The following is a 23,607-nucleotide window of genomic DNA, read 5'->3' as shown; positions in this document are numbered from 1 at the left end:
ATGGCGAACCCGCCACCGGCGACACCGGGTGTCGCCACATTTCAATGGATCGGATGGCATCCCGAACGGTGATGCGAACCCCGGCCGGTGCGCTCAGTTGACGCCGATGTCCTCGTTCCACAGATCCGGGCTGCTCGCGATGAAGTCCCGCATCAGGCCGATGCACTCGTCGTCGTCCAGCAGCACGATCTTCACACCGTGCTCGGCGAGCCAGTCGTGGCCGCCGTGGAAGGTCACGTCCTCCCCGATCAGGACGCGGGAGATGCCGAACTGCCGCACCAGGCCGGAGCAGTACCAGCACGGCGACAGGGTCGTCACCATCGTCGTGCCCCGGTAGGAGCGTTGCCGCCCGGCCGCGCGGAAGGCCGCCGTCTCCGCGTGCAGCGACGGATCGCCGTCCTGGACGCGGCGGTTGTGGCCGCGGCCCAGCAGGGTGCCGTCGGCGCCGTACAGCGCGGCACCGATCGGGATGCCGCCCTCGGCGAGCCCGGCGCGGGCCTCCTCGACGGCGGTCGTGAGCCATGTGCGTGCCTGTGCCCGGTCCATGACCTCGTCCATGACGTCATTCATGACCCGGCCCCGCCCCTCCGTAACCCGGCCCGGCCGCGCTGAGCCGGTCGAGGTGGGCGTGCAGGGCGCCCGCGCCCTCGATCATGACCCTCGTGCGCGCCGTCAGCGCCTCGCCGCGCGCCGCTACGGCCGCACGCAGCGCCGCGCTGCCGCCCTCCCGCCGCAGCCCCTCCAGTACCGGCCTGATCTGGTCGAACAGGTAGTGGCTGCGGCGCAGGATGTGCACGAGCCGGGCATCGCGCACATCGGACGGCTCGTACACCCGGTACCCCGTGGCGCGTTCGCGTCCCGGCGTGAGCAGCCCGGCTCCCTCCCACACCCGCAGCGCCGACGTCCGCACGCCCAGCAGCACCGCCACCTCCCCGATGCGCAGCCCGCCCGAGCGCGGCAACGGGGCGGGCGGCTCGGCCGCCAGCAGTTCCAGGGCCTCGCTCGCCGCCCGCAGCGACACCCGCTCCTCGTGCAGCGCCGCATGCGCGGCGTCGACCAGTGCGAGCGCGCCCGGCACGTCCCCCTCGTGCACGGTCCGCATGATGTGCGTCGCCGTCACCGGCCCGTACCCCCGCAGCAGCGTCCGGTACGCCAGCAGCGCGCCGCGGTGCACCTCACCGAAGACGCGGTAACCGGACGCGGTCCGCGCGGCCGGCGGGAGCACACCGGCGTCCTCGTAGTTGCGGATCTGCTGCGTCGACACACCGGCGAGCCGGGCCAGGTCGACGGGGCGCAGGCGGCGGTCGTTCGTCATCGATGGAGGTCCCGGAGGTGAGGGCGTTGGGGGGGGGTGGGTTGTCGGCCGGGTGAGTCGAGACGTGCTCTCGGGGCCGCCCGCTTCTTGCCAGTGTCGTGCTTCCACGGCCTGCATCAAGGGCGCTTCGCGTCGCCTTCGGCGATGACCCTTCGGGCCACCCTTGACCCAGCCCGTTCCAGCACGGGAGAGAAGCGAGCGAGCGGCCCGGAAAGGCGGTGGCCACAGCCCGCTGTCCCCGAGGGCCCACCGGATCGCCGCTCGGCGAAACGGGGCGCACCGGCGCCTCGCCTGCACGCCGGGCGGGTTCGGCGGCGACCGGTGGGTGCGGTGTTGCGGTGGCGCGTCCGCACCTCGCCTGCACGCCGGGCGGGACGAGCGGCGTTCGGTGGGGGAGTGGTGCGGCAGCGATCGGCGCGGTGCGCTGCCGTCGGGAGAGTGGAGCGATTCGGCCGCCGTGGGCTCTGCCTGCCTGGGGCTGAGACGAGCAGGGTCGCCCAATTGCTCCACTCACTGCTTCCTGCTTGCTGCACTGCTTCCGCCGATGGCCGGGATCGCCGGTGGCCGCCCAACCGGCCGAACACCGCCCACTCACCGATTGCCGCTGAGCCCGCCCGGCGTGCGGGCGAGGCGCGAGTGCGGCCGTTCGCCCGATGCCGACCGGCGATGCAACGGGCCGTTCATCGCAGGCAGGCTTGGCCACCCGCCTTTCCGGGCCGCCCCGACAGTTGCTCAGTGCTCCGTCAGCGCTGCCGCTCCAGTACCGCGTAGTCCGCGAAGCTGCGGCGGTAGCGCAAGTGCCTCGTCTCCTGGGTGTGCCTGCGCTGCCACTCCTCCACCTCGCCGGGCGCCTGGCACGGACCCGAACCCGCCCCGCAGTCCTCCTCCTCACCCGAGACGCACCGCGCCTCGTACTCCGGCTGCGCCGACGCGTCCTGCACGATCGTGTACGGCACGTACCGGAAGATCCTGCGGCCGGCCGACTCCCCACCGTGCTCGTCCCGTTGGTGCTGACGCAGCAGCACGTTCGCGTCCGTCACCGCACTGCCGTCGAACGCCGCCCGCGCCCTGTCCCGCCGCAGCGACAGCTCCTCACAGCTCGCGCACCCGGGTACCGGAGAGGGCGGTCGGGTCGGATCGGCCGACAGTCCTTCCCTGGAACGGTCGTTGAGCGCGCGTACGCCCGCACTGAGCCGCTCGTCCAGGGTGGCCTCCCGGATCCTCGCCGGGTCCGCCTGCCATTCCCGGCCGCCGCCGACCGGGCGCAGCATCACATACGGGCCGGTTCTGTCCTGGTACTCGCCGACCTTGCGCGTCTGGGGGTCGTAGACGAGCGTTCCCGGTTCCATTCCGTGCACCTCCGTCACTCTGGGTGTACCGAGCGTTGCGCAGGGGAACGGTCCGGATCAATGCTTTGTGTGTGACACCGGTGCACTGTCACGGAGGGGGAGCCGTGAGCCGACGGAACGGCGGGGCGAGTACGGCGGCGGTATTCGGGGAGGTCCTGCGGCACTTCCGCGAGGCCGCGCTGCTTACGCAGGAGGGCCTGGCCAGACAGATCCCATGCGACCGTTCGCATGTGGCGCGGGTCGAGGGCGGTACGAGGGTTCCGCAGGACACGTTCGCCAAGACCTGCGACGAACTGTTGGGTACCGGTGGGGTGTTGCTTCGGCTGTGGGGCCGGATCGACTGGTATCCGCAGGTGGAGCATCCCGACTGGTTCCGGCGGCGGGCCGAGATGGACGAGGTTGCCGTCACCCTCCGGGAGTACCAGGAGCGAGTGATCCCTGGGCTGTTGCAGACAGGTGACTACGTCCGTGCGCTGTTCACCCGTGTTGCAAGCGGGGACGAGGTGGAGGAGCGGGCCCGTGCTCGACTGAGTCGGCAGCGACGGTTCCTGGCAGAGGGCGGCCCGCTGTACATCGTCGTCCTGGACGAGAGCTGCCTGCGCAACATGGTCGGCAGCGCGGCGATCATGCGGGACCAGTGTGCCCACCTACTCAGCGTCGGGCAGCGCCCCAACATCCGTATCCAGGTGGCTCCGGCGAGCTTCTCGAACCTTCTGCGGCCCAACGTTTCCATGTCTCTGATCGAGCTGCCGGACGGGCACCGATGGGTGTACTCGGAGTCGCTGGATCGTGGCCATTTCACGGACGATCCGACCGTCTTTACAGGTCATAGCCACGCCTATGATGTGCTCAGGGCAGACGCTCTGTCAGTCCGCGAGTCCGTCGCCCTGATCAGCGACGCGATGGAAGGGTACGAGCAGCATGAAGAGGCACGAACTCTGCGCGGCGATCTGGATCAAGAGCAGCTACAGCGGCGAAAACGGCGGCAACTGCATCGAAATAGCCCCCGATTTCCCCGCCACCGTCCCCATCCGCGACAGCAAAACCCCTGACGGACCGGTCCTGGTCGTGGCCCGGTCCGCCTGGGCGGCGTTCGTCGGCTCCGTGCGCTGACCTACTGCCCGCTCACCATCTGCAGGATCCGGTTGGCCGCCTCGGCCACCGGCTGGCCCACGGCCCCGACGGCCGCGGCGATCGCGGCGACGGCCAGCAGCGCCCGGTGCCGTTCCTGCGCCGGCGCCGCGTCCGCGGCCAGCACCGGCAGGGACTCGTCGATGAGCTGCGCGCTCGGCTGTGGCAGCTGGTCGCGCAGCTCCCGAACCTCACGGATCAGTTCGGCGAGGGCCAGCCGCAGGGCGGGGTCCGTGTCGCCCGTGGCCCCGTTCTTCACGATGCCCGTGTTGCCGCTGCCGCCGTGCATGCTGACGTTGTCGCCGTAGTAGTAGTTGTTGCCGCTCATGCCGAGATCCCCGTGTTCCCGCTGCCGCCGTACATGTTCACGCTGTCGCCGAAGTGGTAGTTCGTGGGCGAGTTGATCGTCAGGCGCTCCACCGTCACCTGGAACTCGGTGTCGGGATTCTCCAGCGCGCCCGCGACGTAGCCCACCAGCTGGTCGAGGTGCTGCGGGTTGCTGCTGGTGACCATCGCGGTGGAGGGGCCGGCCGTCTCGACGGCGAGGACGTAGTGCGACGGGGCCGTGACGACGGAGAGCATGCCCATGAAGAAGTAGACCAGCGCCGCGCCCGCGACGAGCCACACGAAGGTGAGAACCACGCCGGCCGAGGACTCGTCGGCGAGGACGGCCAGGCCGACGACGATCGACAGGCCGATCGCCACGGCCAGGGTGATCAGGGCGCGGGTCAGGAAGCGGAAGACCGCCTCCTTGCGCTTGGGGTGCAGGGTGAAGGTGTACACCCGGGCGATGTTGCGCAGGGGGTAGGCGGCCGTGCCGACCCATAACAGGCGTTTGTGGACACGGAGTTCGACGTCCGTCATGGCGCGCGGCGGAGTGGACGGCGGGGGTGGTACGTCCCACTGCCCCGGTGGCTGCTGTGTCTCCATGGGCACCATTGGCGACCATGTGCTTACCGAGGGCAAGTGGTTTCACACGGGCGGGAGTGCCGGTGCCTTCAGGACTCGTCGCGTTTCGGGTCGTCGTCCCTGTTCTTGTCCTCGTCGAGGGACTTCAGGAAGTCGGGATTGTCGTCGGGCGCCACCCACTGCCGGGGACGCTCCGCCGCGGGCACCCGCTTCTTGCCGGCGATCAACCAGGAGATCGACCCGACGAGCGGAAACACCAGCACCAGCAGCGCCCACAGCGGCTTGGGCATGTGGCGGATCTCGTCGTCCTTCGTGCTGATGCAGTCGATGAACGCGTACACGCTGAGCGCCAGCGGCACGAGGAACATCAGTACCCGGAGCATGCGGCCTCTCAGCGAAAGCGGTGGGTGGTTCCAGGCCAGGGTAGCGGCTCGGGGATACTGGACCCCATGGCTTACGACGATCTTCGCTCCCTGCTCAGGGCGCTGGAGCGCGAGGGTGACCTCAAGCGCATCAAGGCCGAGGTCGACCCGTATCTGGAGGTCGGGGAGATCGTCGACCGGGTGCAGAAGTCCGGCGGCCCCGCCCTGCTCTTCGAGAACGTGCGCGGCTCGAGCATGCCCCTCGCGATGAACGTGTTCGGCACGGACCGGCGGCTGCTGAAGGCCCTGGGCCTGAAGTCGTACGCCGAGATCACCGAGCGGATCGGCGGGCTGCTGAAGCCCGAGCTGCCGCACGGTTTCGTCGGCGTCCGGGAGGCCTTCGGCAAGCTCGGCGCGATGACGCACGTACCGCCGAAGAAGGTGAAGGACGGGCCGGTGCAGGAGGTCGTCCTGACCGGGGACGATGTCGACCTCGACCAGCTTCCGGCGTTGTTCACCTGGCCGAAGGACGGCGGGTCGTTCTTCAACCTGGGGCTGACCCACACCAAGGACCCGGAGAGCGGCGTCCGCAATCTCGGGCTGTACCGGCTCCAGCGGCACGACAAGCGCACCATCGGCATGCACTGGCAGATCCACAAGGACAGCCGGAACCACTACCAGGTGGCCGCGCGCAGGGGCGAGCGGCTGCCCGTCGCGATCGCCTTCGGGTGTCCGCCCGCCGTGACGTACGCCTCCACCGCCCCACTGCCCGGGGACATCGACGAGTACCTGTTCGCCGGGTTCCTCGCGGGCAAGCGGATCGAGATGGTCGACTGCAAGACCGTGCCGCTCCAGGTGCCGGCGCAGGCCGAGGTCGTGATCGAGGGCTGGCTGGAGCCGGGCGAGATGCTGCCCGAGGGGCCCTTCGGCGACCACACCGGCTTCTACACGCCGCAGGAGCCCTTCCCGGCACTGAAGATCGACTGCGTGACGATGCGGAAGCGTCCGCTGCTCCAGTCGATCGTCGTGGGCCGCCCGCCGACGGAGGACGGGCCGCTGGGACGGGCGACGGAACGCTTCTTCCTGCCGCTGCTGAAGATCATCGTGCCGGACATCGTCGACTACCACCTGCCGGAGGCGGGCGGCTTCCACAACTGCGCGATCGTCTCCATCGACAAGAAGTACCCCAAGCACGCGCAGAAGGTGATGCACGCGATCTGGGGCGCGCACATGATGTCGCTGACCAAGCTGATCGTGGTCGTCGACTCCGACTGTGACGTGCACGATCTGCACGAGGTCGCCTGGCGGGCGCTGGGCAACACGGACTACGCCCGGGACCTGAGCATCGTCGAGGGCCCGGTCGACCATCTGGACCACGCCTCCTACCAGCAGTTCTGGGGCGGCAAGGCCGGTATCGACGCGACGAAGAAGTGGCCCGAGGAGGGCTACACCCGCGACGGCGGCTGGCCGGACATGGTCGAGTCGGACCCGGAGACGGCGGCGAAGGTGGACCGCCGCTGGAAGGAGTACGGACTGTGACCTCCGCTTCCGCCGCGATCCCGCAGCCGGGACGCACCAAGGCGTTCCTCCGGCTGGTGATGATCGAGCACTCGGTCTTCGCGCTGCCCTTCGCGTACATCGCCGCGCTCACGGCGATGTTCCAGTGGGACAAGAACATCCACTGGGGCAAACTGCTGCTGGTCACCGTCTGCATGGTGGGGCTGCGCACCTTCGCGATGGCGGTCAACCGGATCATCGACCGGGAGATCGACGCGCGGAACCCGCGCACGGCGCAGCGCGAGCTGGTGACCGGCGCGATGTCGGTGAAGCACGCCTGGACGGGCGCGCTGATCGCCCTGGCCGTGTTCCTGGGCGCCGCCGCCCTGCTGAACCCCCTGTGCCTGGCGCTGGCCCCCATCGCGGTGATCCCGATGGTGGTCTATCCCTACGGCAAGCGGTTCACGAACTTCCCGCAGGCCATCCTCGGCCTCGCCCAGGCGATGGGGCCGGTCGGCGGCTGGCTGGCGATCTCGGGGCAGTGGTCCTGGGACGCGGTGCTCCTCGGTCTCGCCGTCGGCATCTGGATCGGCGGCTTCGACCTGATCTACGCCTGCCAGGACGTGGAGACCGACCGCGAGATCGGCGTCATGTCCGTCCCGGCCCGCTTCGGCATCCCGGCGGCGATCTGGGGCGCCCGGGTCTGCCACACCCTCACGACGGCCCTCTTCGTCGGGTACGCCCTCGCCACCGGCGCCGGCGCCTTCTTCTGGCTGGGCCTGCTGATCGTCGCCGGAGCGTTCCTCTACGAACACTCCATCGTCCGCCCCCACGACCTCTCCCGAGTGAACCGCGCCTTCTTCAGCGTCAACGGCTTCATCGGCATCGCCCTGTTCGTGTGCGCGCTGCTGGATCTCCTGGTGCGTGGCCTCACCGTGTGAGCGCGGGCGGTGCTGCCCGGTCGCGGCGGAACACGAACGCCGCCGCCACCCCTGCCAGCAGGCCCAGCAGATGGCCCTGCCAGCTGACGCCCGTCTGGGTCGGGGCCAGGCCCGTCAGGATCGAGCCGCCCCAGATCGCGGCGACCAGGACGCCCGCCAGGACGCCCCAGGGGCGGCGCTCGACGAAACCGCTGACCAGGAGGAAGCCGAAGAGTCCGAAGATCACGCCGGAGGCGCCCGCGGTGTTGGTGCGCTCCGGGGCGATGAGCCAGACGCCCAGGCCGTCGACGACGATGATCAGCGCGCAGACGAGCAGGAACCGGCGCAGGCCGGCGAGCGCGGCGAGGAAGCCGAGGACCAGCAGCGGGACGGTGTTCGCGGCCAGATGGGCGAAACCGAAGTGGATGAAGGACGAGGGGACGACATCGACCAGCTCGGACGGGTCGCGCGGGGTGACGCCGAAACCGTCCAGCGCGTGGCCCGTGGCCACGTCCACCACTTCCAGCAGCCACAGCAGCGCCACCCAGGCCAGCATCAGCTTGCCCGCGGCCAGCGCACGGTCGCCCTGTGACCACCCGGCGCGCGGATTCGACATGTCGACCCCCAGTGCTCGCTCGTCCCCTCCGTGCAACGGCCCGCACCCCTCGGCCGGTTCCCACCCTGCGACGCCGGATAGGCTCGGTGTTGTGAACCCAGTCAAGCCAGGCGAGATGCCGCGCACGCCTTGGATCGTGGGGGTCTCAGGGGCCTCCGGCACGCCGTACGCGGCTGCCGTGCTGCGCGCGCTGCTGGACGCCGGCGAGAGCGTCGACCTCGTGGTGTCCCGGGCCTCCCGGCTCACCCTGCGGGACGAGACCGGGATCTCCTTCCGGGACGCCCACTGGCAGGCCGACCTGCGGGAATGGCTGTCCCGGGGCGCCGACGGCAAGCCGGGCACCTTCTCCGTCGACATCGACGCCGTACGGCACTGGAGCGCCGGCGACCTGGCCGCCGGACCCTCCTCGGGGTCGTACCCCACCAAGGGCATGCTCATCGTGCCCGCCTCGACGGCGAGTGTGGCCGGGGTCGCGCTCGGACTGTCGAAGGACCTGCTGCAACGGGCGGCGAGCGTGACCCTCAAGGAGGGCCGCACACTGATCGTGGCCGTGCGGGAGACCCCGCTGAACGGCCAGACCCTGCGCCATCTGGTCACCCTCGACGACGCGGGTGCGACGGTCGTGCCCGCCTCACCCGCCTTCTACGCGGGCGCGACGCACATCCAGGACCTGGTGGACTTCGTCGCCGGACGTGTACTCGACGCGGCGGGCGTGCCGCACCGGCTCTACCGCCGTTGGCAAGGTGAACTCGGCGGCGGTGCGCACCGCGACGGCTGAGCAGCACCCGAACACATCGGACTCAACGACAACTTCAGCGGAAGGCTTCGATCGCAATGGACGCGGTGGACAGGCAGCTCATCCAGGCCCTCAGGGAGAACGGCCGGGCCTCCTACGCGGAGCTGGGACGCCTCGTCGGACTGTCGGGACCCAGTGTCACCGACCGCATCAACCGGCTGGAGGCGGCCGGGGTCATCACCGGCTACCGGGCCACCGTCGACGCCGCCTCGCTCGGCCTCGGCGTCACCGCGCTGATCGGCGTCTCACTCTCCGACGCCACCGACCACGAGGACGTGGCGCAGCGGCTGAAGGACCTCTCGGAGATCGAGGACTGCTGGTTCATCGCGGGCGACGACTCGTACATGCTCAAGGTGCGGGCGGCGGACGTCGACGGTCTGGAGAAGATGATCCGGCGGCTCAGCGGCATCGAGGGCGTCTCCCGGACGCGTACGACGATCGTGCTCTCCACGAAGTGGGAGAACCGGGTCGGGGAGCTGCCCGAAGAGGAGTAGAGCGCAAGTCGTACGGTGGGGACGTCTTCGGAGAAAGGTGTGGGCATGGATCTCGGGCTCAAGCGCGAGCTGGAGGAGAAGGTCAGGACGGGCGTCCGTCTGACCCGTGAGGACGGCATCGCGCTGTACGAGTCGGACGACCTGGCCTGGCTGGGCGGTCTCGCGCACGAGGTGCGCACCCGCAAGAACGGCGACGTCGTGCACTTCAACGTCAACCGTCACCTCAACATGACGAACGTGTGCACGGCCTCCTGCGCGTACTGCTCCTTTCAGCGCAAGCCGGGGGAGAAGGACGCGTACACGATGCGCATCGAGGAGGCCGTCAAGCTCGCGAAGGCGATGGAGTCGGAGAACCTCACCGAGCTGCACATCGTCAACGGGCTGCACCCGAACCTGCCGTGGCGTTACTACCCGCGGTCGCTGCGGGAGCTGAAGGCCGCGCTGCCGGACGTCTCGCTGAAGGCGTTCACGGCCACGGAGATCCACCACTTCGAGACCATCTCGGGGATGAGCGCGTCGGAGATCCTCGACGAGCTCATCGACGCCGGTCTCGAGTCCCTCACCGGTGGTGGCGCCGAGATCTTCGACTGGGAGGTCCGGCAGCACATCGTGGACCACCGCACCCACTGGGAGGACTGGTCCCGGATCCACCGGCTCGCGCACGAGAAGGGTCTGAAGACCCCGTGCACGATGCTCTACGGGCACATCGAGGAGCCCCGGCACCGGGTGGACCACGTGCTGCGGCTGCGTGAGCTGCAGGACGAGACCGGTGGGTTCCAGGTCTTCATCCCGCTGCGGTACCAGCACGACTTCGTCGACATGCAGGACGGCAAGGTGCGCAATCGCCTCCAGGCGCGGACGCAGATGGCGACCGGTGCGGAGGCGTTGAAGACCTTCGCGGTGTCGCGGCTGCTGTTCGACAACGTGCCGCACGTGAAGGTGTTCTGGGTGATGCACGGGGTGCAGACCGCTCAGCTCGCGCTTCAGCACGGGGCGGATGACATGGATGGTTCCGTCGTCGAGTACAAGATCACTCATGACGCGGACAACTATGGGACGCCGAACAAGCTGACGCGTGAGGATCTGCTGGATCTCATTCGGGACGCCGGGTTCCGGCCGGTGGAGCGGAACACCCGGTACGAGATCATTCGGGAGTACGAGGGTCCTGACCCTGAGCGTCGCGAGTCGCCGCAGCCTATGCGGGTGTGATTGCGGCTTTCCGTGCGTGGGGGCTGGTCGCGCAGTTCCCCGCGCCCCTGGGGTGGGTACCCGGAGGGCATGGTCAGGACCTCGGCACCTGAGGATGCCTATACCGCCGAACCCTTCGTTCCCGCTCGCGGTGGGCTTTCCGCTCTGCGGGAGGCCGCCGCCGGCTGCCGGGGGTGTCCCCTGCACCGGCACGCCACCCAGGCCGTCTTCGGTGCGGGCGACGCAGATGCCCGGGTCATGCTCGTGGGGGAGCAGCCCGGAGATCAGGAGGACCGGCAGGGGAAGCCGTTCGTCGGGCCTGCCGGGAAGCTGCTGGACCGGGCCCTGGGAGACGCCGGCATCGACCCGGCGGACGCGTACGTCACCAATGCCGTCAAGCACTTCAAGTTCACGCAGGCCGAGCCCCGGAAGCGGCGGATCCACAAGGCGCCGAACCTGCGGGAGATGACCGCCTGCGGGCCCTGGCTGGCCGCGGAGCTCGCGGTCGTGGAGCCGGAGCTGATCGTCGTCCTCGGGGCCACCGCCGGGAAGGCGCTGCTCGGGTCCTCGTTCCGGGTCACGCAGGTGCGGGGGACGGTGCTGGAGGAGGAGATCCACGGGCGGCACGAGCGGCTGGTGCCGACCGTGCACCCGTCGTCGGTGCTGCGGTCCGACGACCGGGAGGCGGCGTACCGGGGGCTGGTGTCGGACCTGAAGGTGGCGGCCGACGCCCTGTCGTAATAGCTACAATCCTTCCATGCCCCTTACCTTCACGCTCGGTCCCGCTGTCACCCCCGAGTTGCGTGACGGCCTGCTCGATCTGTGGACCGACGTCTCCAACGCCGGCGGAGCCGTCGGGTACGTGCCGCCGGTGACGCGGGAGGAGATTCGCCCCGCACTGGTGAACCACTTCGCGTCGATGGCCGAGGGGCGGGTCAAGCTCCTCGTCGGGCACGACGAGGAGGGACGCGTCGCGGCGACCGCGTTCCTGACCTTCAACACGCACCACCTCATGACGCACTGGCTGTGGCTGTACACGGTGATGGTGCACCCGCGGCACCAGGGCAAGGGCTATGGCCGGGAGCTGCTGGGCGCCGCCGCGGACGCGGCCCGGGGGATGGACGGGATCGAGGCGATCCGGCTGACCTGCCGGGGCGGTCTCGGGCTTGAGCGGTTCTACGCGTCCTGCGACTACAAGGAGGTCGGGCGGATCCCCGGGGCGATCCGGGTGGGGCCGGGGCAGGACCGGGACGACGTGATCATGCTGCTGCCCCTGGTCTGACCGTCGAAGACCCCCGTGCAAGATCGGCCGCTCGGCGTGCTTCACTGGACGGTGCCCCTTTGGGTGCGTTCCGGCCGTTCGAAACGGAAGAGTGGATTGAGATGCTCCGCTACACACTGATGCGCCTCGGAGTCTTCGTGGGCTGCCTCGTGGTCGTCTGGGGCGCCGTCTACTCCGGCATCGCCCCGCGCGGGCTGGGCAACAGCAACGGGCTGTGGGTCGTACTCCTCGCCCTGCTGATCTCCGCGCCGATCAGCTTCGTCGTGCTGCGCAAGGAGCGGGACCGGGCGTCCGTGCAGGTCGCGCAGCGCGTGGACCGGATGAAGGCGAACCTGGACGCCAACCGCAGCCAGGAGGACGCCGCCGACGACACCGCCCGCACCCAGGGGCAGACCTCGTAGGGCCCCCTCGCACGCTCGCAGCGCCCCGTTTCCGTACATGCACGGAAACGGGGCGCATTGCGTTGTATGGGCGTGTGTGCGTCGTCACCTTCCAAAGGAAGGCTTTGGGGCCCCCAAAGTTCAGGTGTTAAGGTCATGGTATGAAGTCAGCAGTCGCGCCCCATTCGCCCCTGAGCGCTCCGCTCGTGGCGCGGCTGCACGTGGATCTCTGTCGGTGCGCGTCCGCTTTCTGTCGTTCCTGACGTAACGCAACCCCCCGCCGTCCCTCCCACGTCAGCTCCCCCTACGCGTCCCCCCAACGGAGTCGTTCCGTGTCCTCACGTCTGAAATTCTTCAAGGTGCCCTTCTGGGTCCAGATACTCTCCGGTCTCGTTCTGGGTGTGTTCCTCGGCTGGCTCGCCCGCGACCTGGACCTGCCCTGGCTGGTCACGACACTGGAAAAGGTCGGCGACACCTTCATCGGGCTGCTGAAGCTCGCGGTCGCCCCGCTCGTCTTCTTCGCGATCCTCGTCTCGATCACCAACCTGCGGAAGGTCAACAACGCGGCCCGCCTGGCCTCGCGCACCCTCCTCTGGTTCATGATCACCTCGCTGATCGCGGTCAGCATCGGCCTGGTCATCGGCCTGCTGACCAACCCCGGCGCCGGTACCGGCCTCACCCCCAAGGACGGTGGCAAGCCCGAGGACACCGGCTCCTGGATCGACTTCCTGACGGGCATCATCCCGACCGACGTCATCACGCCGTTCACCCAGCTGAACGTGCTGCAGATCGTCTTCATGGCCGCCGTCGCCGGCATCGCGGCCCTGCAACTCGGCGAGAAGGCCCAGCCGATCCTCACCCTGAGCGAGTCCGTCCTCAGCCTCCTGCAGAAGGCGCTGTGGTGGGTCATCCGGCTCGCCCCGCTCGGCACGATCGGCCTCATCGGCTACGCCATCGCCACCTACGGCTGGGACCTGATCGGAAAGTACGCGACGTTCACCGCCGACATCTACGTCGGCTGCCTCATCGTGCTGTTCGGCGTCTACCCGACGCTGCTCGCGACCGTCGCCAAGGTCAACCCGGTCCAGTTCTTCAAGGGCGCCTGGCCCGCGATCCAGCTGGCCTTCGTCTCCCGCTCCTCGGTCGGCACCATGCCGCTGACGCAGAAGGTCACCGAGCGGCTCGGCGTGCCGAAGGAGTACGCGTCCTTCGCGGTGCCGTTCGGCGCGACGACCAAGATGGACGGCTGCGCCGCGATCTACCCGGCCATCGCCGCGATCTTCGTCGCCCAGATCTTCGACATCCAGCTGGGCGTCGGCGACTACCTGCTGATCGCGTTCGTCTCGGTGGTCGGCTCGGCCGCCACCGCCGGTCTCACCGGTGCGACGGTCATGCTGACCCTCACCCTGTCCACGCTCGGACTGCCGATGGAGGGCGTCGGTCTGCTCCTCGCGATCGACCCGATCCTCGACATGATGCGCACCGCGACCAACGTCGCCGGGCAGGCGCTGATCCCGGTCCTGGTCTCGGCCCGCGAGAACCTGCTCGACCGCGACGCCTACGCCACGGCCGACGGCTCCTCCATGGACGAGCCGCTCGACGAGCCGCGCGACCGGACCGAGCCGGTCGGCGCGACCGCCTGACGGCCGGACCTTGCCGCACGCGTTACGGGCCCCCTGAGCGGACCTGCCCCGGTTTCCCGGGAGAGGGCCGCCCGGGGGGCCCGTACGCTTGAGCGCTATGGGTGCCGTGAAGACCAAGCGGATGCCGCGCGCGGTCCGTGAACAGCAGATGCTGGACGCCGCCGTGCGGATCTTCGGCCAACGGGGCTACATGGCCGCGTCGATGGACGAGATCGCCGAACTCGCGGGCGTGTCCAAGCCGTTGGTCTACCTGTACCTCAACTCGAAGGAAGACCTCTTCACCGCGTGCATCCGCAGGGAGGCGACGGCCCTCGTCGAGGCGGTACGGGCCGGGGTCCGCCGCGACCTGCCCGCCGACCGGCAGCTGTGGGAGGGGCTCGGCGCCTTCTTCGCGCACACCGGCGAGAACCCGGACGCGTGGTCCGTCCTGCACCTCCAGGCCCGCACGCACGGCGAACCGTTCGCCGCCGAGGTCACCGCGATGCGCGAGGAGATCGTCGCGTTCGTCACCCAGCTCATCCTCGCCGGCGCCCGCGAGGCCCACCGCAATCCCGACCTGCCGGAACGCGAGGTCGCCGGGCTGGCCGAAGCCCTGGTCGGCGCCGCCGAGTCGCTCGCCGCCTGGGCCAACGCCACCCCGGGTGTCACGGCCCGCCAGGCCGCGGCCACGCTGATGAACTTCGCCTGGGCGGGACTCGGCGACCTGATGGAGGGGCGGCCCTGGGCGCCTCCGGAGGAGACGCCGGACCCTCACGTCGGGTAGACGTCCCCCGTCACATGGACGCGGTCCTCACGGCCGCGCAGCTCGAACCGGCCGTCCCGCGCCGCGTACGTCACCGTCGCGGGCAGCAGGACCGGGGCCCGGAACTCCGCGCGCAGATGGCACCAGTGGGGGACGTCCTGTGCCGCGAGGCAGCGGGCCACCGTCCACATGCCGTGCGCGATGGCCCGGGGGAAGCCGAACAGGCGGGCCGTGAGCGGGTGCAGATGGATCGGGTTGCGGTCGCCGGAGGCGGCCCCGTAGCGGCGCCCCACATCCCCGGCCAGCCGCCACTCGTCGACCGGGGGCAGCGGCTTGCTCGGCTCCGGCTCCCGGGGGACCGCGGTCAGCCGGTGCGTGCGGTGCCGGGCCAGGTACGTGCTGCTCGACTCCCACACGAGGGCACCACCGCGGAGCACCTCGGTGACGACCGTGGCCTCCGTGCCGCGCCGGTGGGGGGCCAACCCCTCGACGTGGACGGAGAGTTCGTACTTGCCGCCGGGCGGCATCCGCTCGTGCCGGGTGACGGTGATCGAGGTGTGGACGAGGCCGAGCAGCGGCAACGGGAAGTCCCGCCCGCTCATCAGCCGCATGGCCAGGGGAAATCCCAGCACGTGCGGATACGTCACCGGCAGCGCGTCCTCCCCGACGGGGAACCCGCAGACCCGCTCGTACGCCGCGAGTCGCGCGAGGTCGACGCGCACGCCGGGCAGGACGAGCCGGGTGCGGGGGAACTCCGCGTCGGGACCGGGGCGTTTGAGGGGGGACAGCAGGGCGCCGCGGGCCAGGAGCGGGGCGAGGGAGGGGGGCCGGGTGAGGGTGAGAGCGGTGGAGTCGGCCATCACGCCCCCAGCAGGCTCTGGCCGCAGACGCGGACGACCTGGCCGTTGACCGCGCCGGAGGCCGGGTGGGCCAGCCAGGCGGTGGTCTCGGCGACGTCGGCCGGCAGACCGCCCTGGGCCAGGGAGTTCATGCGGCGGCCCGCCTCGCGGATGAACAGCGGGACGGCGGCGGTCATCTTGGTCTCGATGAAGCCGGGCGCGACCGCGTTGACCGTCACGCCGTGCTCGTCGAGGGCGCGCGGCGCGAGGGAGCGGACCAGGCCGACGATGCCCGCCTTGCTCGCGCCGTAGTTGGTCTGACCGGCGTTGCCGGCGATCCCCGCGATCGAGGCGGTGGCGACGATCCGGCCGCCGCGCTTCAGCGTGCCCTCCTTCAGCAGGGCGTCGGTGGTGCGCAGCACGCTCGCCAGGTTCACGTCGAGCACGGAGGCCCAGCGCTCGGCGGGCATGTTCACCAGGCGCCGGTCACGGGTGATGCCCGCGTTGTGGATCAGCACGTCCAGTCCGTCGGGCAGCGCCTCGGCGATCCGGGCGCCCGCGTCGGCGGCCGTCATGTCGAGCAGGAGCGCGGTGCCGCCGAGCCGGTCGGCGACCCGCCGGGCGTCCTGCCCGGCCTGCGGCACATCGAGCACCACGACCCGGGCACCGTCCCGCGCGAGGGTCTCGGCGACCGCTTCGCCGATGCCCCGGGCGGCGCCGGTGACCAGGGCGGTGCGGCCGGTCAGGGGGCGCTCCGGGGCGGCGTCGGCCGTCTCCCGGGCGGCTCCCACCTCGACGACCTGCCCGCTCACGTAGGCCGACTTGGGCGACAGCAGGAAGCGCAGGGTGGACTCCGCGGCGGCCGCGTCCGTGAGCCGGACCAGGTTCACCGTCCTGCCCCGGCCGATCTCCTTGCCGAGGGAGCGCGTGAAACCCTCCAGGGCCTGCTGGACCGCGGCCTGGTGGTGGTCGGCGGGGTCGAGCGGCGCGCCGAGCAGCACCACGCGCCCGCTCGGGGCGACCGACCGTATGACGGGATGCAGGGCGGCGTGCACCTCCGCCAGGCCCTCGACGTCCCGCACTCCCGTCGCGTCCAGGACGACGGCGGCCGTGCGGTCGGAGCCGGCCGGGCCGAGTTCCGTACGGGCCAGGACCGGTGGCAGGTCGAGGGCGGACCGGCCGGCGGTGAGGTGCAGCAGTCCGCCGTCCAGGACGGGCCGTTCGGCGGAGAAGCGAGTCAGCGCCGCGGGCTGCGGCAGTCCCAGCCGACGGGTGAGGAAGCGGCCGGGCGCGGTACCGGTGAAGCGCAGATAGCGGTCGGCCATGGACGACTCCCAGTTCCCGAGGACGGTTCGCTGAAGACGGTTTCGCTGAAGACGGTTCGCTGAAGCCCCACTCCTGCTTACTCTGGAGTAAGGTTACCGGAGGTAATGCTATGTCACGCAGGAGGACCGGGTCGAGATGAGCTGGTTGAAATGAGTTGGTCGAGATGAGCTGGTCGAGATGAGTGCCCGCCAGTTGTCGCCGTCGGTGCGGCGTGTGGCGGTCGTCGGCGGAGCGCGCATCCCCTTCGCCCGCTCCGACGGCCCCTACGCCACCGCCTCCAACCAGCAGATGCTCACCGCCGCCCTAGACGGCCTCGTCGAGCGGTACGGGCTCCGGGAGCCGGGCGCCGTCGGCGAGTTCGTCGCTGGGGCCGTGCTCAAGCACGCCCGCGACTTCAACCTCGCCCGCGAGACCGTCCTCGGCTCGCGACTCGATCCGCGCACCCCCGCCTACGACATCCAGCAAGCCTGCGGCACCGGACTCCAGGCCGTCATCGCCGCCGCCAACAAGATCGCCCTCGGCCAGACCGAGTCGGCCGTGGCGGGCGGCGCCGACACAGCCAGCGACGCACCCCTCGGCGTCAACGACTCCCTGCGGCGCATCCTGCTGGAGGTCCGCCGGGCCAAAACGCCGGGCGTCCGCCTGAAAGCCCTGGCGAAGGTGCGCCCGGGCCACCTCGTCCCCGACATCCCGCGCAACGCCGAGCCGCGCACCGGCCTGTCCATGGGCGAACACGCGGCCGTCACCGCCCGTGCCTGGGGCATCCCCCGCGAGGCCCAGGACGAGCTCGCCGCCACCAGTCACCGGCGGCTGGCGGCGGCGTACGAACGCGGCTTCTTCCAGGACCTGGTGATCCCCTTCCGTGGCCTGGCCCGAGACCAGAACCTGCGCCCCGGCTCGACGGTGGAAAAACTGGCTTCCCTGAAGCCGGTGTTCGGACTCGACCACCCCGGCCCGACCATGACCGCCGGGAACTCCACTCCGCTGACCGACGGCGCCGCCACCGTCCTGCTCGCGAGCGAGGACTGGGCCCGCGAGCGCGGGCTGGAGCCGCTGGCGTACCTCACCGCGTACGAGACGGCGGCCGTCGACTTCGTCGGCGGCGACGTGGCCGGCGGTGAGGACGGACTGCTCATGGCGCCCGCGTACGCGGTCCCGCGCATGCTGGAGCGGACCGGGCTCGGCCTGGACGACTTCGACCTCGTCGAGATCCACGAGGCGTTCGCCTCCCAGGTGCTGGCGACGCTCGCCGCCTGGGAGAAGCGGGGCCTCGGCACGGTCGACCGTGCCCGCCTGAACGTCGCCGGCTCCTCCCTCGCCACCGGCCACCCCTTCGCCGCCACCGGCGCCCGGATCGTCGCAACCCTGGCCAAGCTCCTCACCGAACAAGACGGCCCCGCCCGCGGGCTGATCTCCGTCTGCGCGGCGGGCGGGCAGGGGGTGACGGCCGTCCTGGAGCGCGCCTGAGGGAACCGCCACGCAGAACCTGAAAGCCCCTCACGTAATCCCCGAGATTGCACAGGCCTGGCCCCGGACCATCCCCGAACCCGCACAAAGCCGCCACGTGAGCGCCGTACGATCCCGTTCCTACCGTCAGTAACCCCTTAAGGACCTCTCAGGGGGGATTGAGCCGGTTGAGCGCCTCGGCGTGCGAGGCACGTACGTCATGCAGCAAGCAGTCCTTCGCTGCACGCCCCAGGAGCCGCCCGTGTCCACTGCGTATCCCTCCTCCGCCTATGGCGACGAGTACGGGGGGCCGAGGCTCGTCGAGCCCGAGGTGCGGCGGCTGGACGGGGCGGTACGGGAGGCCTCCGTCCCGCCGCTGGCCCCGCCCTGGGCCCACGGGTCGCTCGCCGACCTGCCGTTCGACAACGCGAGCGCGCACCCGGATGCCGTGGCACTCAGCCGCAAGGACGCCGACGGAACCTGGAGCGACGTCACGGCGGCGCAGTTCGCCCACCAGGTGCGGGCCGTGGCGAAGGGCCTGATCGCCGAGGGCCTGATGCCGGGCGACCGGATCGCCGTGATGGCCCGCACCATCTACGAGTGGACCGTCCTGGACTTCGCCGCCTGGGCGGCCGGACTGGTCACCGTCCCCGTCTATCCCACCTCCTCGGTCTTCCAGGCCCGCTGGATCCTCCAGGACTCCGGCGCGGTCGCCCTGGTCACCGAGACCGCCGCGCAGGCCGCCGCCCTCGGCCCCGAGCTGGAGCGGCTGCCCGACCTCCAGCACATGTGGGTCGTCGAGAAGGGCCACGTGGACCGGCTCGCGGAAGCCGGGGCGCACCTGCCCGACCAGGAGGCCGAGGTGCGTCGCGGCATGCTCGGCCCCGACACCCTCGCCACCCTCGTCTACACCTCGGGCACCACGGGCCGCCCCAAGGGCTGCGCGCTCACCCACGGCAACTTCTTCGCCGAGGTCGACAACGCCATCGAGCTGCTCTACCCCGTCTTCCGGGCCAAGACCAGCGAAGAGGCGTCGGTGCTGCTGTTCCTGCCGATGTCCCACGTCTTCGGCCGCATGGTGGCCATCGCCTGCATCCGCGCCCGCGTCCGGCTCGGCCACGCGCCGAGCATCAAGGCCGACCACCTCCTGCCGGACCTGGCCAGCTTCCGGCCGACCTGCCTGCTGGCCATCCCGTACATGCTGGAGAAGGTCTTCAACTCGGCCCGCGCCAAAGCCGAGGCGGGCGGCCGGGCCTCGTCGTTCGACCGCGCGGTGGCCGTGGCACAGCGCTACGGAGAGGCCCTGGAGGCCCAGCAGACCGGCACCGGACCCGGCCCCTCCCGCGCCCTCAAGACCGCCCGCGCCTTCTACGACCCCCTGGTCTACCGCCGCCTGCGCAACGCCATGGGCGGCAGAGTCCGCTACGCCATCTGCGGCGGCTCCCCCCTCGGCCGCCGGCTCGCCGCGTTCTACGCCGGTGCCGGCATCGAGATCTTCGAGGGCTACGGCCTGACGGAGACCACCGGCGCGAGCACCGTCACCCCGCCCCTGAAGCCCCGGCTCGGCACCGTCGGCTGGCCGCTGCCCGGCACCCGCGTCCGCATCGCCGCCGACGGGGAGATCCTCGTCGGCGGCGACCACGTGCTGCGCGGTTACTGGGACCCGCAGGCCGGCGGCGTCGTCCCCGCCGCCCCCGACGGCTGGCTCGCCACCGGCGACCTCGGCGAACTGGACGACGAGGGCTACCTGACGATCACCGGCCGCAAGAAGGAACTGCTGATCACCGCAGGCGGCAAGTCCGTCGCCCCGGCCCCGCTGGAGAACTGGCTGCGCTCGCACCCGCTGATCTCCCAGTGCCTGGTCCTGGGCGACGGCCGGCCCTTCGTCTCGGCCCTGATCACCCTCGACCCGGAGGGCATCACCCACTGGCGCCAGATGAACGGCAAACACCCCGTACCGGCCACCCTCCTCGTCGACGACGAGGAACTGCGCGCCGTACTGCAACGCGCCGTCGACGACGCCAACAAGATGGTCTCCCGCCCGGAGTCGATCCGCCGCTTCGTCATCCTCCCCGAGGACTTCACGGAGGAGGCGGGCCATCTCACCCCGTCGATGAAGCTCCGCAGGGAGGCCGTGCTGCGCGCGTTCGCCACCGAAGTAGAGGGTCTGTACGCCCGGTGATTCACCTTTGCGATGTCTTCACACGTGCTTCTTGACGACGCACGGCGTCTGCCCGTTGGCTTTCGACCACCTCGTCACGATGCTCCCCCCATCGGAAGGCACCACCAGTGATAGCGCGTAACACCCGTCAGGCCGCCGTGCGGCGCATCGCCATCGCCCTGACGGTCTCCGTGTCGGCCCTGTCCCTCGCCGCCTGCGGCGACGGCGGGAGTGACGACGCCGCCGGCAAGAAGGGCAACGACATCACGGTGGGCCTGCTGCTGCCCGACCGGGACACGGCACGCTTCGAGAAGTTCGACTACCCGCTGATCAAGGAGGAGGTCGCGTCCCTCACGGAGGACAAGGGCAAGGTCCGCTACGCCAACGCCGAGGCCAGCGTGAGCAGACAGAGCGAACAGTTCCAGAAGATGATCGCCGACAAGGTGGACGTCATCCTCGTCGACGCACTGAACTCCAAGAGCATCGCCGCCGACGTGCGGAAGGCCAAGGACGCCGGCATCCCGGTCATCGCCTACGACCGGCTCGCCGAGGGCCCCATCGACGCCTACGTCTCCCACGACAACGAACTCGTCGGCCAGGTGCAGGGCCGCGCCATCATGGGGGAACTCGGCGACAAGGCCCAGAAGAGCAAGGTCGTCATGATGAACGGCGACCCCGCGGACCCCAACACCGCACGCTTCAAGGACGGCGCCCTCAGCGAACTCCAGGGCCAGGTCGACATCGTCGCGCAGTACGACACCAAGGAGTGGAAGCCCGCGATCGCCGAGGCCAACATGAAGAAGGCGATCCAGAAGGTCGGGCTGAACAACATCGCCGCCGTCTACTCGGCCAACGACGGCATGGCGGGCGCGGTCATCAAGGCACTGAAGGAGGCCGGAGCCACCAAGATGCCGCCGGTCACCGGACAGGACGCCAACCTCGACGCGGTCCAGCGGATCGTCTCCGGCGAGCAGTACATGACCGTGTACAAGTCCTTCCTGCTGGAGGCGACCAACGCCGCGAAGATCGCCGTGGCCAAGGTCCAGGGCCGGGACATCGAGTTCGCCGCGCTGACCCGGGAGACGGTCGACAGCCCGACGCGGAAGAACATCCCGGCGATGCTGGTGCCGGTGGTCGCCCTCACCAAGGACAACATCAAGGACACGGTGATCACCGACGGCGTGTACACCGTCAAGGACATCTGCACCTCCGCGTACAAGGCGGACTGCGCGGCCATCGGCCTGGAGTAGCGGAAGGGCGTTGCCCCGCCGCAGGGTTCGGGTGGTGGACGCGCGGTGGGTGCCGCACGGGTCTTGACTTCGCGAGAGCCCCGCGCGACATTCCCCACCCCTTTCGCGTTCTCGTCGGGCTGGAGCGGCCATGACCAAACCCACGGACACCCCGGGCACCGCCGGCGCCCCGTCCCGAAGAAGACTGCTGGCCGGGGCCGCCGGCGCCGGGCTCGCGGTCGCCGCGGGAGTGCAACAAGGCGCCCGGGCGGCCGACTTACCCCCGCTCGGCACGTACGACGTCGTCGTCATCGGCTCCGGCGCCGCCGGCATGACCGCGGCGCTGACGGCCGCGCACCAGGGGCTGAGCTGCGTCGTCGTGGAGAAGGCCCCGACCTTCGGCGGCTCGGCCGCCCGCTCCGGTGCCGGGATCTGGATCCCCAACAACTCCGTGATCCTCGCGGCCGGGGTCCCGGACACCCCCGCGAAGGCGGCCGCCTACCTCGCCGCGGTCGTCGGCCCGGACGTCCCCGCGGACCGGCAGCGGGCCTTCCTGACCCACGGCCCGGCGACGATCTCCTTCGTCATGGCGCACAGCCCGCTGAGGTTCCGCTGGATGGAGGGCTACAGCGACTACTACCCCGAACTGCCCGGCGGCCTGCCGAACGGCCGCTCCATCGAGCCGGACCAGCTCGACGGCAACCTGCTGGGCGCCGAACTGGCGCACCTCAACCCGCCGTACATGGACGTCCCCGCCGGCATGGTCGTCTTCAGCGCCGACTACAAGTGGGTCGCCCTGGCCGCCGTGAACGCCCGGGGCGCGGCCGTCGCCGCCCAGTGCCTCGCCCGAGGCGCGAAGGCGGCGACGCTCGGCCAGAAGCCCCTGACGATGGGCCAGGCGCTGGCCGCCGGCCTGCGGGCGGGCCTGCGCTCGGCCGGGGTCCCGGTCTGGCTGGACACGCCGCTGACGGACCTGCACGTCGAGAACGGCAGGGTGACGGGCGCCGTCGTCACCCGCGACGGCGCCCCCGGGCTGCTCCGCGCCCGCCGGGGAGTGATCGTCGGCTCGGGCGGCTTCGAGCACAACGCACAGATGCGGCAGCGCTTCCAGCGGCAGCCCATCGGCACGGAGTGGACCGTCGGGGCGAAGGAGAACACCGGCGACGGCATCCGGGCGGGGGAGCGGCTGGGGGCGGCGCTCGACCTGATGGACGACGCTTGGTGGGGCCCGGCGATCCCGGTCCCCGGACAGCCCTACTTCTGCCTCGCCGAACGCACCCTGCCCGGCGGGCTGCTGGTGAACGGCGCGGGCCGGCGCTTCGTCAACGAGGCCGCGCCGTACAGCGACGTCGTGCACACCATGTACGAGGAGCGCGAGGCGATCCCGTCCTGGCTGATCACCGACCAGAACTACCGCAACCGCTACCTCTTCAAGGACGTCCTGCCGACCCTGCCCCTCCCCGACGCCTGGTACGCATCCGGGGCCGCGCACAAGGAGTGGACCCTGGACGCGCTGGCGGCCTCGATCGGCGTCCCGGCGGCGGCCCTGCGCACCAGCGTGAGCCGCTTCAACGCCCAGGCGCTCCAGGGCGAGGACCCCGACTTCCACCGGGGCGACAGCGCCTACGACCACTACTACACGGACCCGTCGGTCCTCCCCAACTCCTGCCTGGCGCCCCTCTGGCTCCCCCCGTACCACGCCTTCCGCATCGTCCCCGGCGACCTCGGCACCAAGGGCGGCCTCCGCACGGACGCCCGCGCCCGGGTGCTGCGCGAGGACGGCTCGGTGATCCCGGGCCTGTACGCGGCGGGCAACGCGAGCGCGGCCGTGATGGGCCACAGCTACGCGGGCGCGGGGTCGACGATCGGCCCGGCGATGACGTTCGGACACATCGCGGCGAAGGATGCCGCAGGGGTGCTCTAGCCCGCGTGCTCTTCGGCGGCAGGGCGTTCCGAGGGCTGAGCGTGAGCCGGCCGTGGTG

The 23,607-nt window shown here is 70.7% G+C and carries 25 protein-coding genes and 1 pseudogene; 17 read left to right on the top strand and 9 right to left on the bottom strand.

Annotated features, from left to right (window positions below):
- Nucleotides 1-93: 93 nt before the first annotated feature.
- From ABTX60_RS23585 to ABTX60_RS23575, 3 genes are all read right to left on the bottom strand, one after another.
- Complete coding sequence (locus tag ABTX60_RS23585; protein WP_352099040.1) at nt 94-546, bottom strand: nucleoside deaminase; 453 nt, start codon at nt 544-546, stop codon at nt 94-96.
- A 16-nt stretch (nt 547-562) separates the two neighbouring features.
- The gene (locus tag ABTX60_RS23580) at nt 563-1,315 is read right to left on the bottom strand and encodes a MerR family transcriptional regulator (RefSeq protein ID WP_352098973.1); all 753 of its coding nucleotides are present in this window, start codon (nt 1,313-1,315) and stop codon (nt 563-565) included.
- A gap of 743 nt (nt 1,316-2,058) precedes the next feature.
- Nucleotides 2,059-2,664 carry a DUF7848 domain-containing protein gene (locus tag ABTX60_RS23575; protein WP_352098972.1) on the bottom strand — a complete coding sequence of 202 codons (606 nt, stop codon included), beginning with the start codon at nt 2,662-2,664 and terminating at the stop codon, nt 2,059-2,061.
- A gap of 104 nt (nt 2,665-2,768) precedes the next feature.
- Here ABTX60_RS23575 and ABTX60_RS23570 point away from each other — a divergent pair, with 104 nt between their 5' ends.
- Nucleotides 2,769-3,716 carry a helix-turn-helix domain-containing protein gene (locus ABTX60_RS23570; RefSeq protein ID WP_352098971.1) on the top strand — a complete coding sequence of 316 codons (948 nt, stop codon included), beginning with the start codon at nt 2,769-2,771 and terminating at the stop codon, nt 3,714-3,716.
- Nucleotides 3,664-3,777 (top strand): DUF397 domain-containing protein, encoded by a 114-nt coding sequence (locus tag ABTX60_RS23565; RefSeq protein ID WP_352099039.1) that lies wholly within the window; start codon nt 3,664-3,666, stop codon nt 3,775-3,777. The genes ABTX60_RS23570 and ABTX60_RS23565 overlap by 53 nt, the downstream gene beginning before the upstream one ends.
- A 1-nt stretch (nt 3,778) precedes the next feature.
- On the opposite strand, the gene ABTX60_RS23560 is transcribed toward ABTX60_RS23565, so the two are convergent.
- The 3 genes from ABTX60_RS23560 to ABTX60_RS23550 all read right to left on the bottom strand — a co-directional run bounded on the left by ABTX60_RS23560 (nt 3,779) and on the right by ABTX60_RS23550 (nt 5,087).
- Nucleotides 3,779-4,123, bottom strand: coding sequence for a hypothetical protein (locus ABTX60_RS23560; RefSeq protein WP_351645659.1), 345 nt, complete (start codon nt 4,121-4,123; stop codon nt 3,779-3,781).
- Complete coding sequence (locus ABTX60_RS23555) at nt 4,120-4,725, bottom strand: DUF6232 family protein (protein WP_352098970.1); 606 nt, start codon at nt 4,723-4,725, stop codon at nt 4,120-4,122. The genes ABTX60_RS23560 and ABTX60_RS23555 overlap by 4 nt, the downstream gene beginning before the upstream one ends.
- 68 nt (nt 4,726-4,793) lie before the next feature.
- The gene (locus tag ABTX60_RS23550) at nt 4,794-5,087 is read right to left on the bottom strand and encodes a PLD nuclease N-terminal domain-containing protein (protein ID WP_352098969.1); all 294 of its coding nucleotides are present in this window, start codon (nt 5,085-5,087) and stop codon (nt 4,794-4,796) included.
- Nucleotides 5,088-5,153: 66 nt separating this feature from the next.
- On the opposite strand from ABTX60_RS23550, the gene ABTX60_RS23545 reads away from it, so the two are divergent.
- Nucleotides 5,154-6,605: a menaquinone biosynthesis decarboxylase gene (locus tag ABTX60_RS23545; protein WP_352098968.1), complete on the top strand. Its 1,452-nt coding sequence runs from the start codon at nt 5,154-5,156 to the stop codon at nt 6,603-6,605.
- Entirely contained in the window at nt 6,602-7,504 is a 903-nt protein-coding gene (mqnP, locus tag ABTX60_RS23540; RefSeq protein WP_352098967.1) for a menaquinone biosynthesis prenyltransferase MqnP, read from the top strand. The genes ABTX60_RS23545 and mqnP overlap by 4 nt, the downstream gene beginning before the upstream one ends.
- Here mqnP and ABTX60_RS23535 read toward each other — a convergent pair.
- Nucleotides 7,494-8,099, bottom strand: coding sequence for a rhomboid family intramembrane serine protease (locus ABTX60_RS23535; protein WP_352098966.1), 606 nt, complete (start codon nt 8,097-8,099; stop codon nt 7,494-7,496). The two genes, mqnP and ABTX60_RS23535, sit on opposite strands and share 11 nt — an antisense overlap.
- Before the next feature lie 115 nt (nt 8,100-8,214).
- Between ABTX60_RS23535 and ABTX60_RS23530 the strand changes: the two genes are divergently transcribed.
- From ABTX60_RS23530 to ABTX60_RS23490, 9 genes and pseudogenes are all read left to right on the top strand, one after another.
- On the top strand, nt 8,215-8,877 hold the full coding sequence (locus ABTX60_RS23530) for a UbiX family flavin prenyltransferase (RefSeq protein ID WP_352099038.1): 663 nt from the start codon (nt 8,215-8,217) through the stop codon (nt 8,875-8,877).
- 56 nt (nt 8,878-8,933) lie between these two features.
- On the top strand, nt 8,934-9,389 hold the full coding sequence (locus tag ABTX60_RS23525) for an Lrp/AsnC family transcriptional regulator (protein ID WP_053669556.1): 456 nt from the start codon (nt 8,934-8,936) through the stop codon (nt 9,387-9,389).
- Between the two features lie 45 nt (nt 9,390-9,434).
- Complete coding sequence (mqnE, locus tag ABTX60_RS23520) at nt 9,435-10,598, top strand: aminofutalosine synthase MqnE (protein ID WP_352098965.1); 1,164 nt, start codon at nt 9,435-9,437, stop codon at nt 10,596-10,598.
- 69 nt (nt 10,599-10,667) lie between these two features.
- Nucleotides 10,668-11,318 (top strand): UdgX family uracil-DNA binding protein, encoded by a 651-nt coding sequence (locus tag ABTX60_RS23515; protein ID WP_352098964.1) that lies wholly within the window; start codon nt 10,668-10,670, stop codon nt 11,316-11,318.
- A 16-nt stretch (nt 11,319-11,334) separates the two neighbouring features.
- Nucleotides 11,335-11,859 carry a GNAT family N-acetyltransferase gene (locus ABTX60_RS23510; RefSeq protein WP_352098963.1) on the top strand — a complete coding sequence of 175 codons (525 nt, stop codon included), beginning with the start codon at nt 11,335-11,337 and terminating at the stop codon, nt 11,857-11,859.
- A gap of 101 nt (nt 11,860-11,960) precedes the next feature.
- Nucleotides 11,961-12,260, top strand: coding sequence for a DUF4229 domain-containing protein (locus ABTX60_RS23505; protein WP_352098962.1), 300 nt, complete (start codon nt 11,961-11,963; stop codon nt 12,258-12,260).
- A gap of 182 nt (nt 12,261-12,442) precedes the next feature.
- Nucleotides 12,443-12,502: pseudogene (locus ABTX60_RS43245) on the top strand (putative leader peptide); the annotation flags it as partial.
- A gap of 69 nt (nt 12,503-12,571) precedes the next feature.
- Entirely contained in the window at nt 12,572-13,882 is a 1,311-nt protein-coding gene (locus ABTX60_RS23495) for a dicarboxylate/amino acid:cation symporter (protein WP_352098961.1), read from the top strand.
- Between the two features lie 97 nt (nt 13,883-13,979).
- The gene (locus tag ABTX60_RS23490; RefSeq protein ID WP_352098960.1) at nt 13,980-14,645 is read left to right on the top strand and encodes a TetR/AcrR family transcriptional regulator; all 666 of its coding nucleotides are present in this window, start codon (nt 13,980-13,982) and stop codon (nt 14,643-14,645) included.
- Here the strand turns inward: ABTX60_RS23490 and ABTX60_RS23485 are convergent.
- Complete coding sequence (locus tag ABTX60_RS23485; RefSeq protein ID WP_352098959.1) at nt 14,633-15,484, bottom strand: MaoC/PaaZ C-terminal domain-containing protein; 852 nt, start codon at nt 15,482-15,484, stop codon at nt 14,633-14,635. The genes ABTX60_RS23490 and ABTX60_RS23485 overlap by 13 nt on opposite strands.
- Complete coding sequence (locus ABTX60_RS23480) at nt 15,484-16,788, bottom strand: 3-oxoacyl-ACP reductase (protein ID WP_352098958.1); 1,305 nt, start codon at nt 16,786-16,788, stop codon at nt 15,484-15,486. Before ABTX60_RS23480 ends, ABTX60_RS23485 begins: the two co-directional genes overlap by 1 nt.
- A gap of 178 nt (nt 16,789-16,966) precedes the next feature.
- On the opposite strand from ABTX60_RS23480, the gene ABTX60_RS23475 reads away from it, so the two are divergent.
- The 4 genes from ABTX60_RS23475 to kstD all read left to right on the top strand — a co-directional run bounded on the left by ABTX60_RS23475 (nt 16,967) and on the right by kstD (nt 23,549).
- Nucleotides 16,967-18,256 carry an acetyl-CoA C-acetyltransferase gene (locus ABTX60_RS23475; protein ID WP_352098957.1) on the top strand — a complete coding sequence of 430 codons (1,290 nt, stop codon included), beginning with the start codon at nt 16,967-16,969 and terminating at the stop codon, nt 18,254-18,256.
- A gap of 241 nt (nt 18,257-18,497) precedes the next feature.
- Nucleotides 18,498-20,417, top strand: a complete 1,920-nt coding sequence (locus ABTX60_RS23470; protein WP_352098956.1) for an AMP-dependent synthetase/ligase — start codon at nt 18,498-18,500, stop codon at nt 20,415-20,417.
- A 107-nt stretch (nt 20,418-20,524) separates the two neighbouring features.
- Nucleotides 20,525-21,646, top strand: a complete 1,122-nt coding sequence (locus ABTX60_RS23465; RefSeq protein ID WP_352098955.1) for a sugar ABC transporter substrate-binding protein — start codon at nt 20,525-20,527, stop codon at nt 21,644-21,646.
- 130 nt (nt 21,647-21,776) lie between these two features.
- Complete coding sequence (gene kstD, locus ABTX60_RS23460; RefSeq protein ID WP_352098954.1) at nt 21,777-23,549, top strand: 3-oxosteroid 1-dehydrogenase; 1,773 nt, start codon at nt 21,777-21,779, stop codon at nt 23,547-23,549.
- Nucleotides 23,550-23,607: the final 58 nt, after the last annotated feature.

Origin of the sequence: Streptomyces sp. NPDC126510, assembly GCF_040302345.1 — a bacterium.
GTDB lineage: Bacteria > Actinomycetota > Actinomycetes > Streptomycetales > Streptomycetaceae > Streptomyces.
This window is presented reverse-complemented; position numbering and strand designations above follow the sequence as displayed.